20 protein-coding genes are annotated in these 17,170 nt (G+C 62.7%); 4 read left to right on the top strand and 16 right to left on the bottom strand.

Annotated elements, in window-relative coordinates; translation table 11 throughout:
* Window positions 1-77 precede the first annotated feature (77 nt).
* The 7 genes from G9X64_RS26195 to G9X64_RS26165 form a co-directional block, all read right to left on the bottom strand.
* Window positions 78-794, bottom strand: a complete 717-nt coding sequence (locus tag G9X64_RS26195; protein WP_171377647.1) for a PAS domain-containing protein — start codon at window positions 792-794, stop codon at window positions 78-80.
* 234 nt (window positions 795-1,028) lie between these two features.
* Window positions 1,029-1,970 (bottom strand): lipid A biosynthesis lauroyl acyltransferase, encoded by a 942-nt coding sequence (locus G9X64_RS26190; protein WP_168310924.1) that lies wholly within the window; start codon window positions 1,968-1,970, stop codon window positions 1,029-1,031.
* 4 nt (window positions 1,971-1,974) lie between these two features.
* The gene (locus G9X64_RS26185) at window positions 1,975-3,003 is read right to left on the bottom strand and encodes a zinc-binding dehydrogenase (protein WP_129420340.1); all 1,029 of its coding nucleotides are present in this window, start codon (window positions 3,001-3,003) and stop codon (window positions 1,975-1,977) included.
* Between the two features lie 56 nt (window positions 3,004-3,059).
* Complete coding sequence (locus G9X64_RS26180; protein WP_168310925.1) at window positions 3,060-4,346, bottom strand: beta-ketoacyl-ACP synthase; 1,287 nt, start codon at window positions 4,344-4,346, stop codon at window positions 3,060-3,062.
* Window positions 4,347-4,358: 12 nt separating this feature from the next.
* Window positions 4,359-5,564, bottom strand: a complete 1,206-nt coding sequence (locus tag G9X64_RS26175) for a beta-ketoacyl-ACP synthase (protein WP_168310926.1) — start codon at window positions 5,562-5,564, stop codon at window positions 4,359-4,361.
* Entirely contained in the window at window positions 5,561-6,043 is a 483-nt protein-coding gene (locus tag G9X64_RS26170; RefSeq protein ID WP_003540474.1) for a 3-hydroxyacyl-ACP dehydratase FabZ family protein, read from the bottom strand. The genes G9X64_RS26175 and G9X64_RS26170 overlap by 4 nt, the downstream gene beginning before the upstream one ends.
* Window positions 6,044-6,247: 204 nt before the next feature.
* The gene (locus G9X64_RS26165) at window positions 6,248-6,526 is read right to left on the bottom strand and encodes an acyl carrier protein (protein ID WP_003540486.1); all 279 of its coding nucleotides are present in this window, start codon (window positions 6,524-6,526) and stop codon (window positions 6,248-6,250) included.
* 418 nt (window positions 6,527-6,944) lie between these two features.
* Between G9X64_RS26165 and G9X64_RS26160 the strand changes: the two genes are divergently transcribed.
* On the top strand, window positions 6,945-7,667 hold the full coding sequence (locus G9X64_RS26160) for a Crp/Fnr family transcriptional regulator (RefSeq protein ID WP_168310927.1): 723 nt from the start codon (window positions 6,945-6,947) through the stop codon (window positions 7,665-7,667).
* A gap of 33 nt (window positions 7,668-7,700) precedes the next feature.
* Here the strand turns inward: G9X64_RS26160 and G9X64_RS26155 are convergent, their stop codons facing one another.
* The 8 genes from G9X64_RS26155 to G9X64_RS26120 form a co-directional block, all read right to left on the bottom strand.
* Window positions 7,701-8,132, bottom strand: coding sequence for a L,D-transpeptidase (locus G9X64_RS26155; RefSeq protein ID WP_246271024.1), 432 nt, complete (start codon window positions 8,130-8,132; stop codon window positions 7,701-7,703).
* Between the two features lie 147 nt (window positions 8,133-8,279).
* Window positions 8,280-8,480 carry an ECs_2282 family putative zinc-binding protein gene (locus G9X64_RS26150; RefSeq protein WP_168310928.1) on the bottom strand — a complete coding sequence of 67 codons (201 nt, stop codon included), beginning with the start codon at window positions 8,478-8,480 and terminating at the stop codon, window positions 8,280-8,282.
* Between the two features lie 77 nt (window positions 8,481-8,557).
* The gene (cbiB, locus tag G9X64_RS26145) at window positions 8,558-9,538 is read right to left on the bottom strand and encodes an adenosylcobinamide-phosphate synthase CbiB (RefSeq protein WP_168310929.1); all 981 of its coding nucleotides are present in this window, start codon (window positions 9,536-9,538) and stop codon (window positions 8,558-8,560) included.
* Window positions 9,535-10,578 (bottom strand): threonine-phosphate decarboxylase CobD, encoded by a 1,044-nt coding sequence (cobD, locus tag G9X64_RS26140; protein ID WP_168310930.1) that lies wholly within the window; start codon window positions 10,576-10,578, stop codon window positions 9,535-9,537. The genes cbiB and cobD overlap by 4 nt, the downstream gene beginning before the upstream one ends.
* On the bottom strand, window positions 10,575-11,885 hold the full coding sequence (locus tag G9X64_RS26135; protein WP_168310931.1) for a cobyrinic acid a,c-diamide synthase CobB: 1,311 nt from the start codon (window positions 11,883-11,885) through the stop codon (window positions 10,575-10,577). Before G9X64_RS26135 ends, cobD begins: the two co-directional genes overlap by 4 nt.
* Window positions 11,882-12,721: a uroporphyrinogen-III C-methyltransferase gene (gene cobA, locus G9X64_RS26130; RefSeq protein ID WP_168310932.1), complete on the bottom strand. Its 840-nt coding sequence runs from the start codon at window positions 12,719-12,721 to the stop codon at window positions 11,882-11,884. The genes G9X64_RS26135 and cobA overlap by 4 nt, the downstream gene beginning before the upstream one ends.
* A gap of 190 nt (window positions 12,722-12,911) precedes the next feature.
* Window positions 12,912-13,865: a nucleoside hydrolase gene (locus G9X64_RS26125; protein ID WP_168310933.1), complete on the bottom strand. Its 954-nt coding sequence runs from the start codon at window positions 13,863-13,865 to the stop codon at window positions 12,912-12,914.
* 70 nt (window positions 13,866-13,935) lie between these two features.
* A complete protein-coding gene (locus tag G9X64_RS26120; protein WP_168310934.1) occupies window positions 13,936-14,355 on the bottom strand; it encodes a cobalamin biosynthesis protein in 420 nt (139 codons plus the stop codon).
* Between the two features lie 100 nt (window positions 14,356-14,455).
* Here G9X64_RS26120 and G9X64_RS26115 point away from each other — a divergent pair, with 100 nt between their 5' ends.
* The 3 genes from G9X64_RS26115 (at window position 14,456) to G9X64_RS26105 (ending at window position 16,510) form a co-directional block, all read left to right on the top strand.
* Window positions 14,456-15,241, top strand: coding sequence for a TSUP family transporter (locus G9X64_RS26115; RefSeq protein WP_168310946.1), 786 nt, complete (start codon window positions 14,456-14,458; stop codon window positions 15,239-15,241).
* A gap of 109 nt (window positions 15,242-15,350) precedes the next feature.
* Window positions 15,351-15,716, top strand: a complete 366-nt coding sequence (locus G9X64_RS26110) for a nuclear transport factor 2 family protein (RefSeq protein ID WP_168310935.1) — start codon at window positions 15,351-15,353, stop codon at window positions 15,714-15,716.
* Window positions 15,716-16,510 (top strand): helix-turn-helix domain-containing protein, encoded by a 795-nt coding sequence (locus tag G9X64_RS26105; RefSeq protein ID WP_168310936.1) that lies wholly within the window; start codon window positions 15,716-15,718, stop codon window positions 16,508-16,510. The genes G9X64_RS26110 and G9X64_RS26105 overlap by 1 nt, the downstream gene beginning before the upstream one ends.
* A 5-nt stretch (window positions 16,511-16,515) precedes the next feature.
* On the opposite strand, the gene cobO is transcribed toward G9X64_RS26105, so the two are convergent.
* Entirely contained in the window at window positions 16,516-17,166 is a 651-nt protein-coding gene (cobO, locus tag G9X64_RS26100) for a cob(I)yrinic acid a,c-diamide adenosyltransferase (RefSeq protein WP_168310937.1), read from the bottom strand.
* Window positions 17,167-17,170 lie beyond the last annotated feature (4 nt).

The following is a 17,170-nucleotide window of genomic DNA, read 5'->3' as shown; positions in this document are numbered from 1 at the left end:
ACAAAAACTTAGAGTGGTTCTGCGTTTCCATGAAAAGCTGAACCGCTCTAGCCAGACTACCCAAGGCAGCCGATTGATCAGGCAGCTTGCGACTGCCGATCGAGATCTTCCATGAGGAGCAGGGCGCCGATCACCGTACCGCCCGCATCGCGCAGCGGCGACATGCGACAGCGCACCCGCCGCGATCCGCCGCTGCCGGCCGGGCGCTCATAGGTGTAGTCGATCTGCTCGCCGGCAAAACAGGCGTCGAGCTTATGCTTGGCGCATTCGGCAAACCGCTCCTCGCCGATGAATTGGGAAAGGTGGCGGCCGATGAGCTCCATCGGCTTCCTGTTGAGATGGGCGCTGTTGGCTGGATTGGAATAGAGGTAGCGATAGTCCCTTGTCAGAACCGCCACACGATCCGGCAGGCTTTCAAGGATTGCCGCGTTGAGGAACTGGCCATTGTCGGTATCAGGCACATAGGCCGGCGGTGGCTCGATGCGCACATCCTGCGGCAAAGGTACGCGCCAGTCCGGCCCATGCGCCCCGAAATAGCGGTCGAGCAGATAGGAAAGCACCGACGTGTGCTCCGTGACGCTGGCGCTGTCGTCGGCATCCTGGCTGATCAGGTGGCTCACGAACTGCAATTGCATGTAGACTTCGAGCAGATTGGCTGCCCGGCAGGCGAGAATTGCCTCGACCAGCGGCTCGACATGGCGGTCAAGCGCCGTGACGCGCTGGTCGTCGCCCAGGCGTATGGCTTCCTCGATTTGCACGCAACGCAAAGAAAAAGCCCGAAAAAGCTCCAGCAAGACGCCTCCCACTCCCATTGTCCCAAGAGACGAGTCCGAAACCTCACATGGCTGCATTTCCCAAAAATGCGCCTTCCGGTAGACATTATTCGCGTCTTGGTGGTGACGGGTAACATGAAGTGCCCTCAGTTTCAATCCGAGAGCCCCTGCCGCTTTTCACCGCTGATAAATGGGGGTGGACCTTTTTTTGAGTACGATGACGAAAAATGTGAGCGGCATCATCCCGGCCTAAAATCATCCTGTTCTAAGGCGCGTCTGCTTGATCTGCCAGCGGTCGTGATACCAGAGCCATTGTTCCGGGTATTCCCGCACCCAGCTTTCCACCTTGTCGTTGAGCAACTGGGCGGCGGCCGGCAGGTCGAGATTGCCCTTGGCGTCGCGGGGCATCTTCAGCCGCGGCTCGATTTCCAGCCGGTAGCGATTTCCGGGCAGTCGGATGCAGCGCGCCGGATAGACTTCGCAGTCGAACTGGCGCACCAGCTTCGGCAGCAGCGGATTGGTCTTGACGTCGCGACCAAAGAAGGTGCCCTTCAGCCCCTTGCGGAATTTCTGGTCGACCAGCACGCCCACGCCCTGGCCTGCTTCCAGCTGACGGGCGAGCGCGAAGGAGGAGCCGGCATGCGAGGGCACCAGCTTGCCCATGCGGGCGCTCCGGAAGTCGAACACCTTCTTGGCGACATAAGGATTATTCGGCGGCCGAAAAAGCACGGTGACGTTGAGCCCGAAGGCGGCACCCGCCACCGGCAGCAGCTCGAAATTGGCGGTATGGCCGGTAAAGACGATGAAGGGGCGCGGATTGTCCCGCAGGTCGAGGAAGATCGGGACGCCCGACACCTCCACCCTGCCCGGCTCCGACTTATCGGGATCATAGTCGAACAGCTGATCGAGGAAGACGTATTCGGCCGCAAGCCGGCCCATATTGCCCCAGCTAGCGAGCGCGATCTCCTCGATCTCGGCCTCGCTCTTCTCAGGGAAGGCATTGCGCAGATTGGTCAGCATCAGTCTATGGCGGCTGGTTAGCCGGCCGAGACGGCGCATCGTCCTGTCGGCAAAGCGGATCGCGCCATCGGCCGGAAACAGCTTCAGGAAATTCAGGAAGCCGAACATCACCTGAGCCACCAGCCATTGCTGGAAATTCCTCAGCGCCAGAACGATCCGGGTGATGAAGAGCTTCACGCGGTCAATCCATCTTCAGGATGATCTTGCCGAAGATCTGGCGCGATTCCATCCGCTCCAGCGCCCGGTCGATATCGCTGAAGCTGACCTCGGTATCGATGACGGGATGGACGAGCCCGCGACCCATCTTCTGCATCGCATCCGCCATGTTCTCCATGCGGCAGCCGAAGGAGCCGAAGAGCTTCAGCTGCTGCTGGAACAGCATCATCAGGTTCATCTCGGTGGAAACACCCGAGGTCGAGCCGCAGGTGACGAGGCGCCCGCCGCGCTTCATGCAGAGCATCGAGCCTGCCCAGGTGTCCTTGCCGACATGTTCGAAGACGACGTCGACGCCCTTCTTCTTGGTGAGCTTGCGCACCACGCCTTCGAAACGGTCGGTGCGGTAGTTGATGACGTGATCGGCGCCGAGCGCCTTGGCCTTTTCGATCTTGTCGTCCGAACCGACCGTAGTGATGACGGTGCAGCCGATCTTCTTGGCGAGCTGGATCGCCGCCGTGCCGATGCCGGAGCCGCCGGCATGGACGAGGATCGTCTCGCCCGGCTCAAGCTTGGCATTGTCGAACAGCATGTGCTCGACCGTGCCGAAAGTGACCGGAGCAAGCGCCGCGCCGATCGCGTCGACGCCGGGAGGAGCCGGCACCAGCAGGCGCGCCGGCAGGTTGACCTTCTCCTGCGCGAAGCCGTCGAGATGGAAGCCGTGCACGCCGGAGACATGTTCGCAAAGATTGTCGCGGCCTTCGCGGCAGGGACGGCAGAGGCCGCAGGTGCGCGCGCCGTAGATGGAGACGAGCTGGCCCGGCAGCACGTTGGCGACGCCCGGGCCGATCGCCTCGACGACGCCAGAAGCTTCCGCACCGATGACCAGCGGCATCTTGCGCTTAGCGAATGCCATGCCGCGCCAGCCCCAGACGTCGATATGGTTGAGCGCCACCGCCTTGACGCGCAGCGTCACCTCGCCGGCACCAGGAGCGTCCGGTTCCGGCAGGTCGGTGATCTCAAGCTTGCGGTCATCGATCAGTTGCAAAGCGCGCATGGCAAAATCCCTCGCCTTCAAGACGGTCTTCTTGTTTTGAAATTGTCGCGAACCGCTTAAGCCGGTTCGAGCGCCATGACAAGGCTGGCATTCTGCCCGCCGAAGCCGAAGGAGTTGGAAAGCACGGCTAAAACCTGAGCTTCTCGCTTCTTGTTCGGCACGACATCGAGAACGATCGACGGATCGGGGTTGTTATAGTTGATGGTCGGCGGCAGCGTCCCGGTCAACATCGTTTGCAGCGAGAACACCGCCTCGACGGCGCCCGCGGCCGTCAGCGTATGGCCGATCATCGACTTGTTGGACGAAACCGGAATGCCGACGAGCCGATCACCGAACACCGCCGACATCGCGCCATACTCCATCTTGTCGTTCTCAGGCGTCGAGGTGCCATGCGCATTGATGTAGCCAATGCCGCTCTCGTCGATGCCGGCATCGGCAAGGGCCGCGCGGATCGTCGCGATTGCCGGGCCGCCGTCGGGCGACGACCGGGTGCGGTGGAAGCTGTCGGCCTTGTCGCCGGCGCCCTTCATGATGCCGAGCACCTTGGCGCCGCGGGCGACTGCTGATTCCAGCGATTCCAGCACCAGTGTCGCCGCACCTTCGGCGATGACGAAGCCGTCGCGATCCTTGCTGAACGGTTTGGATGCCTTGGTCGGCGGATCGTTCTGTGTCGAAAGGGCCGACAGCAACGAGAAGCGGATCAGCGCTTCGGCACTCAGCGATCCGTCGGTCGCGACCGTCAGCGCGCGATCGGTGCGGCCTTGGCGGATCGCCTCGATGCCGAGCTGGATCGCCGTGACACCGGAGGCGCAGGCGGTCGACAGCGTAACAGGCAGGCCGCGGGTGCCGAACCGGTCGGCAAGGCGCTCGGAAATCGCACCGAACAGGGCGGCCTCATGGAAGGCCGGATCCGGACGCTGGCGCAGCGCCGTCAGGAAGCGCTCATAGGCATCCCCCGGATGGTCGGAAGCCGGCGAACGGTCGGCAAGCTCGAAGCGCGCGCTCCACTCCGGTTCGATCGGCGGGGCGGCGAGAAACAGCGGGCCGTTGAAATCGCCGGAAAGGCCGGCGTCGGCAAGCGCCTCGATCGTCGTTTCGCGGGCGAAGGCATAGGAGCGCTCGACGGCGTTCGGCACCGGGATGCCGATGAAATCGACGGTGCCGGCGATCCGCGTCGACAGGCCCTCGGTCGGGAATCGGTTGATCTCGTGGATGCCCGACGTGCCTGATGAAAGCGCTGCCCAATTGTCGCTGAGGCCCTGGCCAAGCGAGGTGATGATGCCCATGCCGGTAACAGCCACGATCGGACGGCCGAGATGATCTCTGTAAGCGGAAGCTGTCATATCTCTCACTCCTCACGCATCTGCGGAAAGAACGGCAACACCCTCGCCGCGCTGGTGTCCGACCGTGGTCACGACGGCGGCAGTGGCGCCTGCCCGCATCGGCGCCTCATGGGCGGCATCGAAGGGCGGAACTTTTGCCTTGCCATCGACGGCAAGGGCTGCAAGCGCCAGACCCAGGGTGAACTGCGTCTCGATCGTATGGCCGGTGACGCCGCCGAAGCCGCGGATCGCAACGTCGGGCAATTGATGTTCGAGCACCGCCCGCTCGCGAGCGGCAAGATCGTGCATGCCGGTCGATCCGGAAAAGATCGCCGTGCTTTCGGCGGCAAGCCCGGCAGCCGGTGCCAAAAGCCGCTCCAGCCGGACTTCGAGATTGCCGGAATTGCGGTTGCCGCGATCGCCCTCGACCGCGTCGATGACTGCATAGATATGGGCGCCGCGGGCTTCGGCGTGTTTGCGCGATTCGAGCACCAGGAAGGCGCCTGCCGAACCGGTGATCATGCCGCCGCCGTCGCTCGGCTTGCGCGACCAGAGCGGCACCCAGTCGCCGCGTGCATGGGCGCCGATCGCTTCGGTGAGCAGGATCATATCTGGCCGTTCGGCCGCGAAGGCGCCTCCAACCAGTGCATGCGAGGATTCGCCTGATTTGATGCGGTAGAAGGCGGTCTCGACGGCGGATATGCCGGCCGCTTCCTCGCCCATGAAGGTGCGTGACGAGCCGGTGACCTTGTGCACAATCGAGATATTGCCGGCGAGCAGGTTGGAAAGCTGGGCGAGGAACAGCGTCGGCCTCAGCTCAGTCGTCAGCTTCTCGTTGAGCAGCAGCTCGCGGTCATTGCGCTTGAGCGCCTCGTCGACGATCAGTGTGTCGACATTGATATCACGCTCGCCGCCGCCGGCCGCCACGATCATGTCCATCGTGCCGCAGGCCTCGATATCATCCTTGAAACCAGCATCATCGAGCGCAAGGCCGGCGGCGAAGACGCCGATGCGCTGCCAGTTCTCCATCTGGCGCTGATCACCGCGCTTGGCGATCTGCTGCGACCAGTCGATCTCGGGCAGTGGATGCACCGGATAGGGCTTGAACTTCTCGGTCTCGACGATCGCCTTCGGCGTGCTGGCGGCCGAAAGCAGCCCGATATGCGCATCCTTACCGACGCCCTGACAGGTGACGATGCCGATGCCCGAGATGACGACGTCGTTTGCAGCCTTGCTCATCCAATCACTCCCTGCGCCGCGATCGCTTCGAGAAGCCCGATCTCGCCGGCACGTTTCTTCACGATATCGCCGAGCGGCACCTCGGAAAACGGCATGGTGCGCAGTTTCAGCTGCGCATCGCAGACCTTCTTCCCGCCGCTGGTGATTTTAGCCTTGGTCACGGCGAAACCCGAACCGTCATGCTCCAGCACTGCCTCGATGTCGAGCACGGCTTCCGGTTCGACAAAGGTGCGCATCTTGGCGCCGTCGACCGTCATCAGGAAGGGCATGGCGGCAAAATTGGTGACGGCAAGCACCAGCATGCCGGAGGCCTGGGCCATGGTCTCGATCAGGAGCACGCCGGGAACGAGCGGCATACCGGGAAAATGACCCTCGAAGACGGGGCTCTTCGCCGGCACGACGGATCGCGCCTTAAGCGTGCCTTTCTTCAGGTCCACCGCTTCAACGCGGTCAATCATCTGGAAATATTCCAGCAGCATTCGGATCCTCCGGCCCGACAGGCCAGATCCGCCCGCCGGTGACGCCTAAAGCACGCCTGGTTCGCACTTTAGGTCTTTGTTTTTATGCATGCCGTTGTCCCAAAACCGCTGCGCACTTTTGGGCGGCACGCACTAGTTAGGAACGAAACCGCCCGGCCGCCATATTCACGGCGGCAGGGCGTTCAAAAAAGACTGGTATATCGCTCAGGCCTTGGCTGCTTTGAGCTCGTCGATCTTGGCGCACAGGTTCTTCAGCACGAAATATTCTTCGGTGGAAACCTTGCCTTCGTTGACTTCCTGCGTCCACTTTTCGAGCGGGATCTTGATGCCGAATTCCTTGTCGATCGCAAAGACGATGTCGAGGAAATCGAGGCTGTCGATACCGAGGTCGTCGATCGTATGGCTCTCCGGCGTGATCGTCGCGCGGTCGATCTCGCTGGTTTCTGCAATAATGTCGGCAACTTTATCGAATGTAGCGGTCACGCGCTGTACCTCATGAAATGACGATTTAGACCCCCTCATAGGCAAATCCATTTCAAAAGCCAATGCTTTCGTCCCGCCGCTACCGCAATTTGCCGGTCGGGTGTTGCCTAAACAGCAATGGAATGCCGGCCTCTGCCGTCACCCGAACAGGCGTCGAGGCGGAAGGCGAGGCCCTGTGGAAGGCCAGCACCGCCGGCAGGTCGAAGAAGCCGTCCGAATCAAACCCACGGACCGCCCTCGCACCGGGCAAGCACGGTACCCGACAAAACCCCTGGGCGGGTATGGTTTGATCTAGATCAAACAGAGATCTCGGCGAAATTGATAATCCTCAAGCGGCGCTGGGGCATGCGGGGCATGCTGGCCATGCCGGACGCGCCAGTCGTGCCAGCCAGACGAGGATTTCAAAAGGGATCAGGACATGGATGTTGCCCGCAGTGAGCTTTTCGAGACCGGCACTCCCGTCGCTTGCGCTTCCTGCCAGGCGCGGCACGGCGTCGTCTGCGGCGCTCTGTCCAATGGTCAACTGAGGGAGCTCAACCGCCACTCTCTGCGCCGCAAGGTCGAGGCCGGCTGCGAGATCATCGCCCAGGGGTCGGAAAGCTCTTTCTATTCGAACATCATGCGCGGGGTGGTGAAGCTCTGCAAGATGATGCAGGACGGACGCCAACAGATCGTCGGCCTGCAATTCGCCCCCGATTTCGTCGGCAGGCCTTTCGTGCGCGAAAGCACGCTGTCCGCGGAAGCCGCGACCGACGCCGAAATCTGCGTCTTCCCCCGTAATCTGATCGACCGCATGATATCGGAGACGCCGGAGCTGCAACGCCGTCTGCACGATCAGGCATTGAAGGAGTTGGATGCCGCACGCGAATGGATGCTGACCCTCGGCCGGCGCACCGCAGGCGAGAAAGTCGCAAGCCTGCTTTACCTCATCGCCACACACGCTGAACCGCAGACCGCCACGAGCACCGCTTTCGACCTGCCGCTGTCCCGCGCCGAGATCGCCGATTTTCTCGGGATGACGATCGAAACCGTCAGCCGCCAGATGACCAGGCTGCGCAAGAGCGGCGTCATCCGCATCGAGAACTTCCGACATATCATCGTGCCCGACATGGATGAGCTGGAGCGGATGATCAGCGCATAAAACGGGATCAGCTGTCGATTTGCTGATCCGAGATCAGCGGGTAATAACCACGCGGGTATTGGCAAGGCCGGCCTGCCTGGCCAGCGAGAAGAACTCGGCGGCATTGTCGGGATGCAGCCGAACACAGCCATGCGAGGCCGGCCGGCCCAGGCGCTTCAGGTCGAAGGTGGCGTGAACGGCATAACCGCCGTTGAAGAACACGGCGTACGGCATCGGCGCATTGTCGTATTTCCTTGAGCGGTGATCGCGCGACAGCCACTTGGCGCGCCACGAACCGGTCGGCGTGACATAGCCGTTGCGCGCGGTCGAAACCTTCCAGCGATACTTGACAAAGCCGTTCTCGGAAACAGTCATCGTCTGCTTGCCGATGCTGATATTGGCGACCAGCGTTGCCGCCTGAGCGGCAACAGGAGAAAACTGCAGCAATAAACTTGCGGCCGCAGCCGCCAAAATCGTCTTCATCATAACCCCTCTTCGAACTCGCGCAGCTTAATTGCGCCCTCAGGGCAGAGAGACTACGGCAATACTTATTCTATAACTTTAACCCGAATGGTAATCACAATTCTAACGGGACTGGCCGGACACGATGCGCCGCAGGAAGGCAGCGCCCGCTTACTGCAGCTTGCGCGCCGCCGAAGGCTGATTCAGCCGCTGATAGGCCTTGTTCATCTTCTCGCGGATCGAGGCCATCGTACCGAGATTATGGCCGCAGGCAGCGCAGGTGATGATGTCGGTCTCCCGGATCTCCGGGCGCTCGAACTTCATCTTGGTGCTTTTGCACTTCGGGCACGGTAATTCAACCTGGACTGTCATCGCTCTGCTTCCGTCTGATAAGATATGAGGCGGTTCGAATAAACCTTTGCGTCGGCCATGTCCACCGGGTGGGGTACCTAGAGAAAACACAAGAACAGCCCGAAGATGATGCCCGTAAACACCATGCAGCTGGCATAGAACACCGAAACGCCGTCCTCGATGTCGGCCGCAGTGGCCATATCGCGCCCGGGATTGTTGATCATCGGCTCGGCCACGATGACGCCGCCATAGACCCGAGGCCCGGCGAGTTGGACATTGAGCGCACCGGCCATTGCCGCTTCCGGCCGGCCGGAATTCGGCGAGCGGTGCAGGCCGCCATCGCGCATCGCCACCCGAACCGCTTCTCGGCTGGCACTGGTGCCGCGCTTGATCCAGGCGCCGGCGGCGATCAGCAGGATCGAGAGGCGGGCGGCCGGCCAGTTGGCGATATCGTCGAGCCGGGCCGCCGCCCAGCCGAAATCGATGTATTTTTCCGACCTGTGGCCGATCATCGAATCGGCTGTGTTCAGCATCTTGTAGGCGAGCAGCCCCGGCAGGCCGAAGACGGCATAGCAGAGCGCCGGCGCCACGACGCCATCGGAGAAATTCTCGGCAAGGCTTTCGATCGCCGCGCGGCACACGGCCGGTTCGTCCAAAGTCTCGGGATCGCGCCCGACGATACGTGAGACCGCGGCCCGGCCGCCGGCAAGCCCCTCGCCGCGAAGAGCGGTGGCGACGGCTGCGACATGATCGGCAAGGCTTTTTTGCGCCAAGAAGATCGCCACCAGCCCCGTTTCCAGCAGAATGCCGGCAAGGCCGAACAGCGCGAAGAACCGGTCGAACACGAGGCCTCCGGCCACTGCCAGAAGAAGCAGCGCCAGGATGGCGGCGACGCCGTTCATCCGGCGTTGCGAACCCGTCAGGCTTGATGGGTTGAGCTGCTGGTCGGCATAGGAGATCGCCGCGCCGAAGATGGCGACGGGATGCGGCACCCGCGACCACAGCCATTGCGGATCGCCGGCGATCCGGTCGAGCAGCAGCGCCAGAAGCAGTACGAGAAGGTTTTCGTCGATCGTCATCGCTCAAATCTCTGAAGGGCTTCGCCAAGCCGCCTGTCGGCCGCCGGATCGGGCGTCAGCCCGAAACGCAGCCAATCCGGCGCATAGTCGAACTTGCGGACGAGAATATGATGGCGGCAAAGATGCGTGTAAATGTCGCCGGCTCTCGCATCAGCAACAAGGGTGAAGAGTGCCGTCCCTCCTGAGATCTGCAACCCGGCGCCCTTGAGCACCCCATGCAGGCCGGCGCAGCGTTCATTGATGCGACCGCGAATCGGAGAGACATCTGAGCGCAGCAGCGAACCCGCAATCGAAAGAGCCGGGCCGGAGACCGCCCAGGGACCCAACCAGTCTTCGAAACGCGCGAGAATATCATCTCGCGCAATCGCAAAACCGAGCCGCAGGCCGGCAAGCCCGAAGAACTTGCCGAAAGAACGGAAGATGATGAGGTTCGGAAGCTGCGGCGCACGGGATGTGAGGCTGAGCGCCGGATCGGCATCACCGAAGGCCTCGTCGACGACGAGAAAGCCGTTCGCCGATTTCATTCTGCCATGCAGGGCAATCAGCATTTCGGCCGGCCAGACCCTGCCATCGGGATTGTTCGGATTGACGACGATGGCCAGCCGATGCTCGCTCCCGATCGCGGCAAGATCGTCGACCGTATCGACGGCAAAACCGGCCGAGGCGAAGGCGCGCGCATACTCGCCATAGGTCGGCGATACCACGGCAACCCTACTGTCTGTCACGGCCACCCGTTCGTCCGTCACGGCGATCGTATCGTCCGCCTGAATAAGACGCGGCAGAAGCTGGATCGCCGATTGTGTGCCTGGTACCGGCAGCGGCAGGATCTCACCGCAGCCATAGTGATCGCGCGCCGCACGGCTCGCCTCGTCGACGAAGTGCCTATCCGGCAGGCGATGCCAGGCCCTTGCGGGAATGTCCGGCAGAGCGACGGGGCACGGGTTGATGCCCGTGGAAAGATCGAGCCAATCTTCCGGTCTGCCGCCGAAGGCAACGGCAGCGGCGGTGATGCCGCCGCCATGGGCGATCGGTGCGCTCATGCAGCCGTTGCTCCGGCAAGATCGATCAGATGCATGTAGGAGCCAGCCACCTGGTCGCGCCGGAGACCGGCAGCCCCCAGATCGGTCCCGAGCGCATCCTGCACCTGAAAAAGCCGCTTGCCCTCGCCCTCGAAGACGACGCTGGAATAGTGGAATTCATGGGCCGTCATCATCCGCGCAAAGAAGGCGCCGTCGAGGGGCACAACACGGCGATAGCCGAGATGGCGTTTGCGCTCGGCATAGCTGGTGACGACGGGAAGCAGGCCGAGCATCTGATGGCGCTTGCCCTCCGCATCAATCAACCCGTCACCGAGCACCATGTAGCCGCCGCACTCGCCGTAGATCCTGACGTCGCGCGCCGCCGCGTCAAGCATGCCGGCGCGGAAATTCTGCGCCTCTGCGAGCCGTCCGGCATGCAACTCGGGATAACCGCCAGGCAGATAGATCGCATCGGCATCGCCAGCCGGCGCCTCGTCGGCGAGCGGCGAGAAGAAAGAGATAACAGCACCCCGGCGGCGCCATCCGAGCAGCATATGCTCGTAGGAAAAGGCAAAGGCGACATCGCGCGCCACGGCGATGCGGGCACCCAGCGGCGGCAACCGATCGATATTGGCGGCCGATGGCCGGTTGAGCCCCTGCCTGGCGATGCGCAGCAGAAATTCGAAATTGCATTCCTCGGAAACGGCATCCGCCGCATGGTCAATGAAACCGTCGAGCGTAGCGTGTTCACCAGCTTGGACGAGCCCGAGGTGACGCTCCGGCAGGGAAAGTCCTTTGTCGCTGCCGATGACGGCGATGACGGGCATGCGGATAGAATCCAGCGCCTGTCGCAGCATCGCTTCGTGCCGGTCGCTGCCGACTTTGTTGAGGATGACGCCGGCAACGCGGACATCGGCGCGAAAACCGGCAAAACCGGCAACCAGCGGCGCCACCGACTGTGACATGCGCGAGGCGTCGACGACGAGCACCACGGAAAGGCCGAGCTGGGCGGCAAGATCGGCGGCCGTGCCCTTGCCGTCAGCCGCGCCGTCGAAAAGCCCCATCATCGCCTCGATGACGAGGATGCGGTCGCCGGAGCGGTGCAGGGCAGCATTGGCCGAAATCAGTTCCGGGCGCATCGCCCAGGGATCGAAATTCAGACAGAGCGTGCCGCTTGCCGCCGCATGGAAGGCAGGGTCGATATAGTCAGGGCCGGCCTTGCCGGGCGCGACCGCGATGCCGCGCCGGCGAAGCGCCCTGAGCAGCCCGAGCGTCACCGTCGTCTTGCCGGCGCCGGAGGACGGCGCTGCGATCAGGAGGCCGCTCATGCCCGCACCTTGCCGGATCGGCGGAACGGATCGGGCAGCAAGCGCCGCCCAGCCAGTGCACCGAGCCAATCGAGTGAAGCCCTGAGCCGCACCACCTCGCCGACGACGACAACCGCCGGCGGTTCGAGCCCTGAAGCGGCAACAGCCTCGGTTGCCTCTCCGAGCGTCGTCTCCAGCACCTGCTGCCGGCCGGTGGCGGCATTGCAGACGAAGGCGACGGGCTCGGACGGCAGCCGGCCTGCTGCGATCAGGCGGGCGCTGATCTCGGCAATATGCTTCATCGCCATGTACATGACGATGACGGGCGAGCCTCGGCCGATCGCCTCCCAGTTGATCCTGTCGGGCACGATGCCGGAAGAATCATGGCCGGTCAGGAAGGTCACGGCATGGTTGATGTCGCGATGCGTCACCGGAATGCCGGCATAGGCGAGCCCACCGATCCCGGCGGTGATGCCGGGCACGATGCGGAACGGAATATTGTGCTCGACCAGCGTCAATGCCTCCTCACCGCCGCGCCCGAAGACGAAGGGATCGCCGCCCTTCAGCCGCAGCACCCGCTTGCCGGCGCGCGCCAACTCCACCAGCCGCAGCGAAATATCGCGCTGCTTCGCCGAAGGCTTGCCGCCGCGCTTGCCGGCATACTCCACCAGCGTTCCCGGCCTCGCCAGCGCCAGACATTCCTCATTGACCAGCGCATCGTGGACGATGACGTCGGCCTCGAAAAGCCCCTTGGCGGCGAGCAGCGTCAAAAGCCCGGGATCGCCGGGACCGGCGCCAACCAGCCAGACACTGCCCGGCTCCAGCGCCGGAAGATGGGAGAATGCGGCATCGATCATGTTGCTGATCTAGGCCCCGCAAAGGGCAAGGTCAACGCCGCGCCCGTCACCTCACTGGAAGTTGCTGAGATTGCTATGACTCACTTTGTGAAGAGGCGGATTCGCTTTCGCAACAAACCCACCCAACAATATGAATACATTATAATATCATCACAAAGGCTAGCCGCGGCGCGGCCGGCCTTCCAGTCCGTCAGGCGGCAAGCAGCGTGTTGCGGATGAGGTCGATGACCTTCTGCGATTCGATGCCGGTGCAGACGATCTGGCTCGGCAGGCCGTCCCATTCTCCATCAGGCGGAAAATGCCGGCCGTCCCGCTTGACGATCGTCTGGCCATCGGCGATGCCGCCGCAGACGACACGCACCGCACCCGATATCGACGAGAACAGCTCCGGCGCCACGGCATAGACACAAGCGCAGCTGTCATGCACCATCATGCCGTCTTCGACCGCATGCTTGTAGAAATCGATGTAGGACTGCGAAAGTGCGTCGAGCTGCTTGACCGCCTTGTCACCCCTAGCTGCCATTTCGCCGAGATAGCTGCGGCTCATCGTGGTGATTGCGGTGACGTCCAGGCCGATGACGGCCACCTTCCACGGCGCGGTCATGACGATGTCGGCAGCTTCGGGATCACCGTGGATATTGGCCTCGGCGACCGGCGAAACGTTGCCCGGCACATAGAAATTGCCGCCCATGATGACGACGTCCTTGACCAGCGTCGCAATCTGGGGGTCTTCCTTGAACGCCAGCGCCAGATTGGTCATCCGGCCGACGGCGACAAGGCGTACCTCGCCCGGATTGGCGCGCACCGTATCGATGATGAAGCGATGCGCCGGGCGCGGATCGAGCGGCAGGTCGATCGTCTCGGGCACGTCGATATCACCGAGGCCGTTATCGCCATGCACCATGGCCGGCCATGGCCGCTCCGTGCGCGAGGAATCGATGGTGACGCTGGCGCCTTTGGAAACGGGCGCCGGAATATTCCATTCACGCTTCAGGAAGAGCGCATTGCGCGTCGTCGTCTCGACTGAAGCATTGCCGAAGACGGTGGTGATGCCGAGAAGGTCGATTTCGGGATGACGGTGCAGGAAGAGAAGCGCCATGGCGTCGTCGACGCCAGGGTCCGTGTCATAGATGACCTTATGCATGAGATATCCTCTGAATGTGAACCGCGAAGCTGCCGGACGGCGCCGCGAATTGCCGCCACCATAACGTCCATTAGGCTTTCTGCAACCCGCTGCAGGCAACTGCCACCGTCGCATGTGCAGATTTGATCTTGGCGACGGCAAGATCGGCATCCGGCCCCGCAGCCGCAAGCGCAGCGGCCTCGGCGACCCCATGGCAGCCGACGCGGGCAAAGACGATCGCAGAGGGATTCGCAAGCCGCGGCGTCTCCTGCTCCAGCCGCGGCGCGTCGAAGAACACGGCAGGCACGGAAAAATGCGCGGCAACTGCAAGGATCGCCGGCTCCAGTCTTCGGCTGTCGATCGAGGCAATGGCTGCGAGTTCCGCCGCGCCAATACCGGCTACATCGAGCGCCTCGATCGCAAGCGCCAGCACCTCGGCAGGCGACGTCCCGCGCTCGCAGCCGAGGCCGAGCACGTGGAGCCTCGCCGTATCGAAAGAGATATCGCTCATGGAAACCGTCAAATACGCCCTGCCCATGTCGTTGCAGCCATTGCAGCTTGGGACGGCAAATGCAACAAGGCCGTCCGAAATCCCTCCCCGGAATACCACCTTGCCCGATATCGCCTTCCATCTGCTTCTGCTGCTCTGCGCAGCGGCTTTCTTTGCCGGTTTCATCGATTCTATTGCCGGCGGCGGCGGCCTCATCACCGTTCCCGTCATGCTGATCGCCGGCATTCCGCCGCTCCAGACCCTCGGCACCAACAAGGTGCAGTCCCTCTTCGGCGCCGCCTCGGCCACGATCGCCTACGCCCGCAAGGGTCATGTGCAGCTTACGGAACAATTGCCGATGGCGCTGATGGCCATCATCGGCGGGGCGCTCGGCGCGGCACTCGCCACTATTGTTCCAGGCCAGTTGCTACAGGCCATCATGCCGGTGCTCCTAGTCGCGATCGCCATCTTCTTCGCCGTCAAGCCGAACCTCAACGACCTCGACACGCACCGCCGCGTGACTCCCTTTACCTTCGGCCTGACGCTGGTACCCGTCATTGGCTTCTATGACGGCGTCTTCGGCCCCGGCACGGGCTCCGTCTTCATGCTGGCCTTCGTCACGCTCGCCGGCTTCGGCGTGCTGAAGGCGACGGCCCACACCAAGCTTCTCAATCTCGGCTCGAATTTCGGCGCGCTGATCGTCTTCGCGAGCTTCGGTGCGATACTCTGGAAGATCGGCCTGTTGATGGGTGCCTGCCAGTTCCTCGGCGCGCAGCTGGGCTCGCGGCTTGCCATGCGCATCGGCGCAAAGCTCATCAAGCCGCTGCTCGTGATCGGCTGCGTCGCCCTTGCGGTAAAGCTGCTCGCCGACCCGGCAAATCCGGTGCGTGTCTGGCTCGGCGTCTGACCGCCCCCTCGACCATCTTCCATTACCTCTGACGTAATTGATAAGATGCATCGCCTTCCCGCATGATCGGGCTGCCTGGAATTGACGGGCGATCAAAGGAGATGACCTGATGAACGACGCAAACACCAACGCAGAGCGCTATCTCGCCATCTGGAATGAGTCGGACGCCGCCCGCCGCCGCGCTCTCATCGCTGAGAGCTGGAGCAAAGCCGCGACCTATATCGACCCACTGATGCGCGGCGAAGGCCATGAACAGATCAACTCGCTGGTTGAGGCCGTGCAAAGCCGCTTCCCCGGCTTCCGCTTCGCCCTGATCGGGGAGGCCGACGGCTATGGCGACAACCTGCGCTTCTCCTGGGGCCTCGGCCCGGAAAATGGCGAAGCGCTGATCAAGGGCACGGATTTCGCCGAGCTCGAAGGCGGCAAGTTGAAATCCGTCCGCGGCTTCATAGATTTGCTGCCGGAAGCCGCCTGATGACGCCAACCGCCCGCTCCCTTGGAGACCATCTACGCGAATGGCGCCAGCGCCGCCGCATGAGCCAGCTCGACCTCGCGCTGGAGGCTGAGATCTCGCAGCGGCATCTGAGCTTCATCGAGAGCGGGCGCTCGACACCGAGCCGCGACATGCTGCTGCATCTTGCCGAACGGCTCGACGTGCCCCTTCGCGATCGGAACCCGCTGCTGCTCGCGGCGGGTTTCGCTCCTGTTTTTGCCGAACGCGCGCTCGACGATCCCGCACTGGAACCGGCCCGTCGCGCCATCGACATGGTGCTGAAAGGGCACGAGCCCTTCCCAGCAATTGCCGTCGACCGCCACTGGACACTCATCGCAGCCAATGCGGCCATCGCTCCGCTGCTCTCAGCCGTTGCCGACCAGTCCCTGCTCACGCCGCCCGTCAACGTACTGCGCCTCAGTCTGCATCCACAGGGATTGGCGCCCCATATCAAAAACCTCTCCGAGTGGCGCGCCCACCTTATCGGCAGGCTGCGCCAACAGTTCTCGGCTTCGGGAGATCCAATGCTGGACAAGCTTTTGAAGGAGTTGCTTTCCTATCCAGCGCTCAAAACTGCTGGCGACGTCCATACCGACCATGCCGGCATCGCTGTTCCCCTTCAGCTTTCGACCAAAGCTGGCTTGCTTTCGCTGATCTCGACAACGACGGTCTTCGGCACCCCCGTCGACATCACTTTGTCGGAACTCGCGGTCGAATCCTTCTTCCCGGCAGACGACGAAACGGCCGCCATCCTGCGCAGCCTCGCGCTCAACTGACCGCCTCAGAACTCGACGCCTGGCTGGCCCTTGATGCCGGAGCGGAAGGGATGTTTGATCAGTTCCATCTCGGTGACCAGATCGGCGATCTCGATCAACTCCTCCTTGGCGTTGCGGCCGGTCAGCACGACATGCGTCATGGCGGGCTTTTCGGTCTTTAAGAATTCCACCACCTCGTTGATATCGAGATAGTCGTAGCGTAGCGCGATGTTGATCTCGTCGAGCAGCACCATGGAATTGCGCTCGTCGCGGATCAGCTCCTTGGCCTTTTCCCAGGCGGCCGAGGCTGCGGCGACATCGCGGGCGCGGTCCTGCGTTTCCCAGGTGAAACCCTCGCCCATCGTGTGGAACTGGCAGAGATCGGAGAAATGCTTCTCGATCAGATCGCGCTCGCCGGTCCACATCGCACCCTTGATGAACTGCACGACGGCTGACGGCTTGCCATGGGCGATATGGCGGAAGATCATGCCGAAGGCGGAAGACGACTTGCCCTTGCCTTTGCCGGTATGGACGATGATCAGGCCCTTGCCGTCGGTCTTGGTCGCCATGATCTTGTCGCGCGCGGCCTTCTTCTTCGCCATCTTCTCGGCATGGCGCGCGTCGTCTTTTCCGGTTTCGTTTCCCGGGATCTCGTTCTCTGGTGCTTCGTCGCTCATTGGT

Source organism: Rhizobium sophorae (assembly GCF_013087515.1).
In the GTDB taxonomy this organism is placed as follows: domain Bacteria; phylum Pseudomonadota; class Alphaproteobacteria; order Rhizobiales; family Rhizobiaceae; genus Rhizobium; species Rhizobium sophorae.
Note: the sequence above shows the minus strand (reverse complement) of the source record. Positions and strands in the feature narration are given on the sequence as shown.

Bases quoted from the DNA above. Each gene is read 5' to 3' on its own strand.
- G9X64_RS26185 (WP_129420340.1), bottom strand. From the start codon at position 3,003: ATGCGCGCTTTGCAACTGATCGATGACCGCAAGCTTGAGATCACCGAC.
- G9X64_RS26180 (WP_168310925.1), bottom strand. From the start codon at position 4,346: ATGACAGCTTCCGCTTACAGAGATCATCTCGGCCGTCCGATCGTGGCT.
- G9X64_RS26175 (WP_168310926.1), bottom strand. From the start codon at position 5,564: ATGAGCAAGGCTGCAAACGACGTCGTCATCTCGGGCATCGGCATCGTC.
- G9X64_RS26170 (WP_003540474.1), bottom strand. From the start codon at position 6,043: ATGCTGCTGGAATATTTCCAGATGATTGACCGCGTTGAAGCGGTGGAC.
- G9X64_RS26160 (WP_168310927.1), top strand. From the start codon at position 6,945: ATGGATGTTGCCCGCAGTGAGCTTTTCGAGACCGGCACTCCCGTCGCT.
- G9X64_RS26155 (WP_246271024.1), bottom strand. From the start codon at position 8,132: ATGATGAAGACGATTTTGGCGGCTGCGGCCGCAAGTTTATTGCTGCAG.
- G9X64_RS26150 (WP_168310928.1), bottom strand. From the start codon at position 8,480: ATGACAGTCCAGGTTGAATTACCGTGCCCGAAGTGCAAAAGCACCAAG.
- cbiB (WP_168310929.1), bottom strand. From the start codon at position 9,538: ATGACGATCGACGAAAACCTTCTCGTACTGCTTCTGGCGCTGCTGCTC.
- cobD (WP_168310930.1), bottom strand. From the start codon at position 10,578: ATGAGCGCACCGATCGCCCATGGCGGCGGCATCACCGCCGCTGCCGTT.
- G9X64_RS26135 (WP_168310931.1), bottom strand. From the start codon at position 11,885: ATGAGCGGCCTCCTGATCGCAGCGCCGTCCTCCGGCGCCGGCAAGACG.
- cobA (WP_168310932.1), bottom strand. From the start codon at position 12,721: ATGATCGATGCCGCATTCTCCCATCTTCCGGCGCTGGAGCCGGGCAGT.
- G9X64_RS26125 (WP_168310933.1), bottom strand. From the start codon at position 13,865: ATGCATAAGGTCATCTATGACACGGACCCTGGCGTCGACGACGCCATG.
- G9X64_RS26120 (WP_168310934.1), bottom strand. From the start codon at position 14,355: ATGAGCGATATCTCTTTCGATACGGCGAGGCTCCACGTGCTCGGCCTC.
- G9X64_RS26110 (WP_168310935.1), top strand. From the start codon at position 15,351: ATGAACGACGCAAACACCAACGCAGAGCGCTATCTCGCCATCTGGAAT.
- G9X64_RS26105 (WP_168310936.1), top strand. From the start codon at position 15,716: ATGACGCCAACCGCCCGCTCCCTTGGAGACCATCTACGCGAATGGCGC.
- cobO (WP_168310937.1), bottom strand. From the start codon at position 17,166: ATGAGCGACGAAGCACCAGAGAACGAGATCCCGGGAAACGAAACCGGA.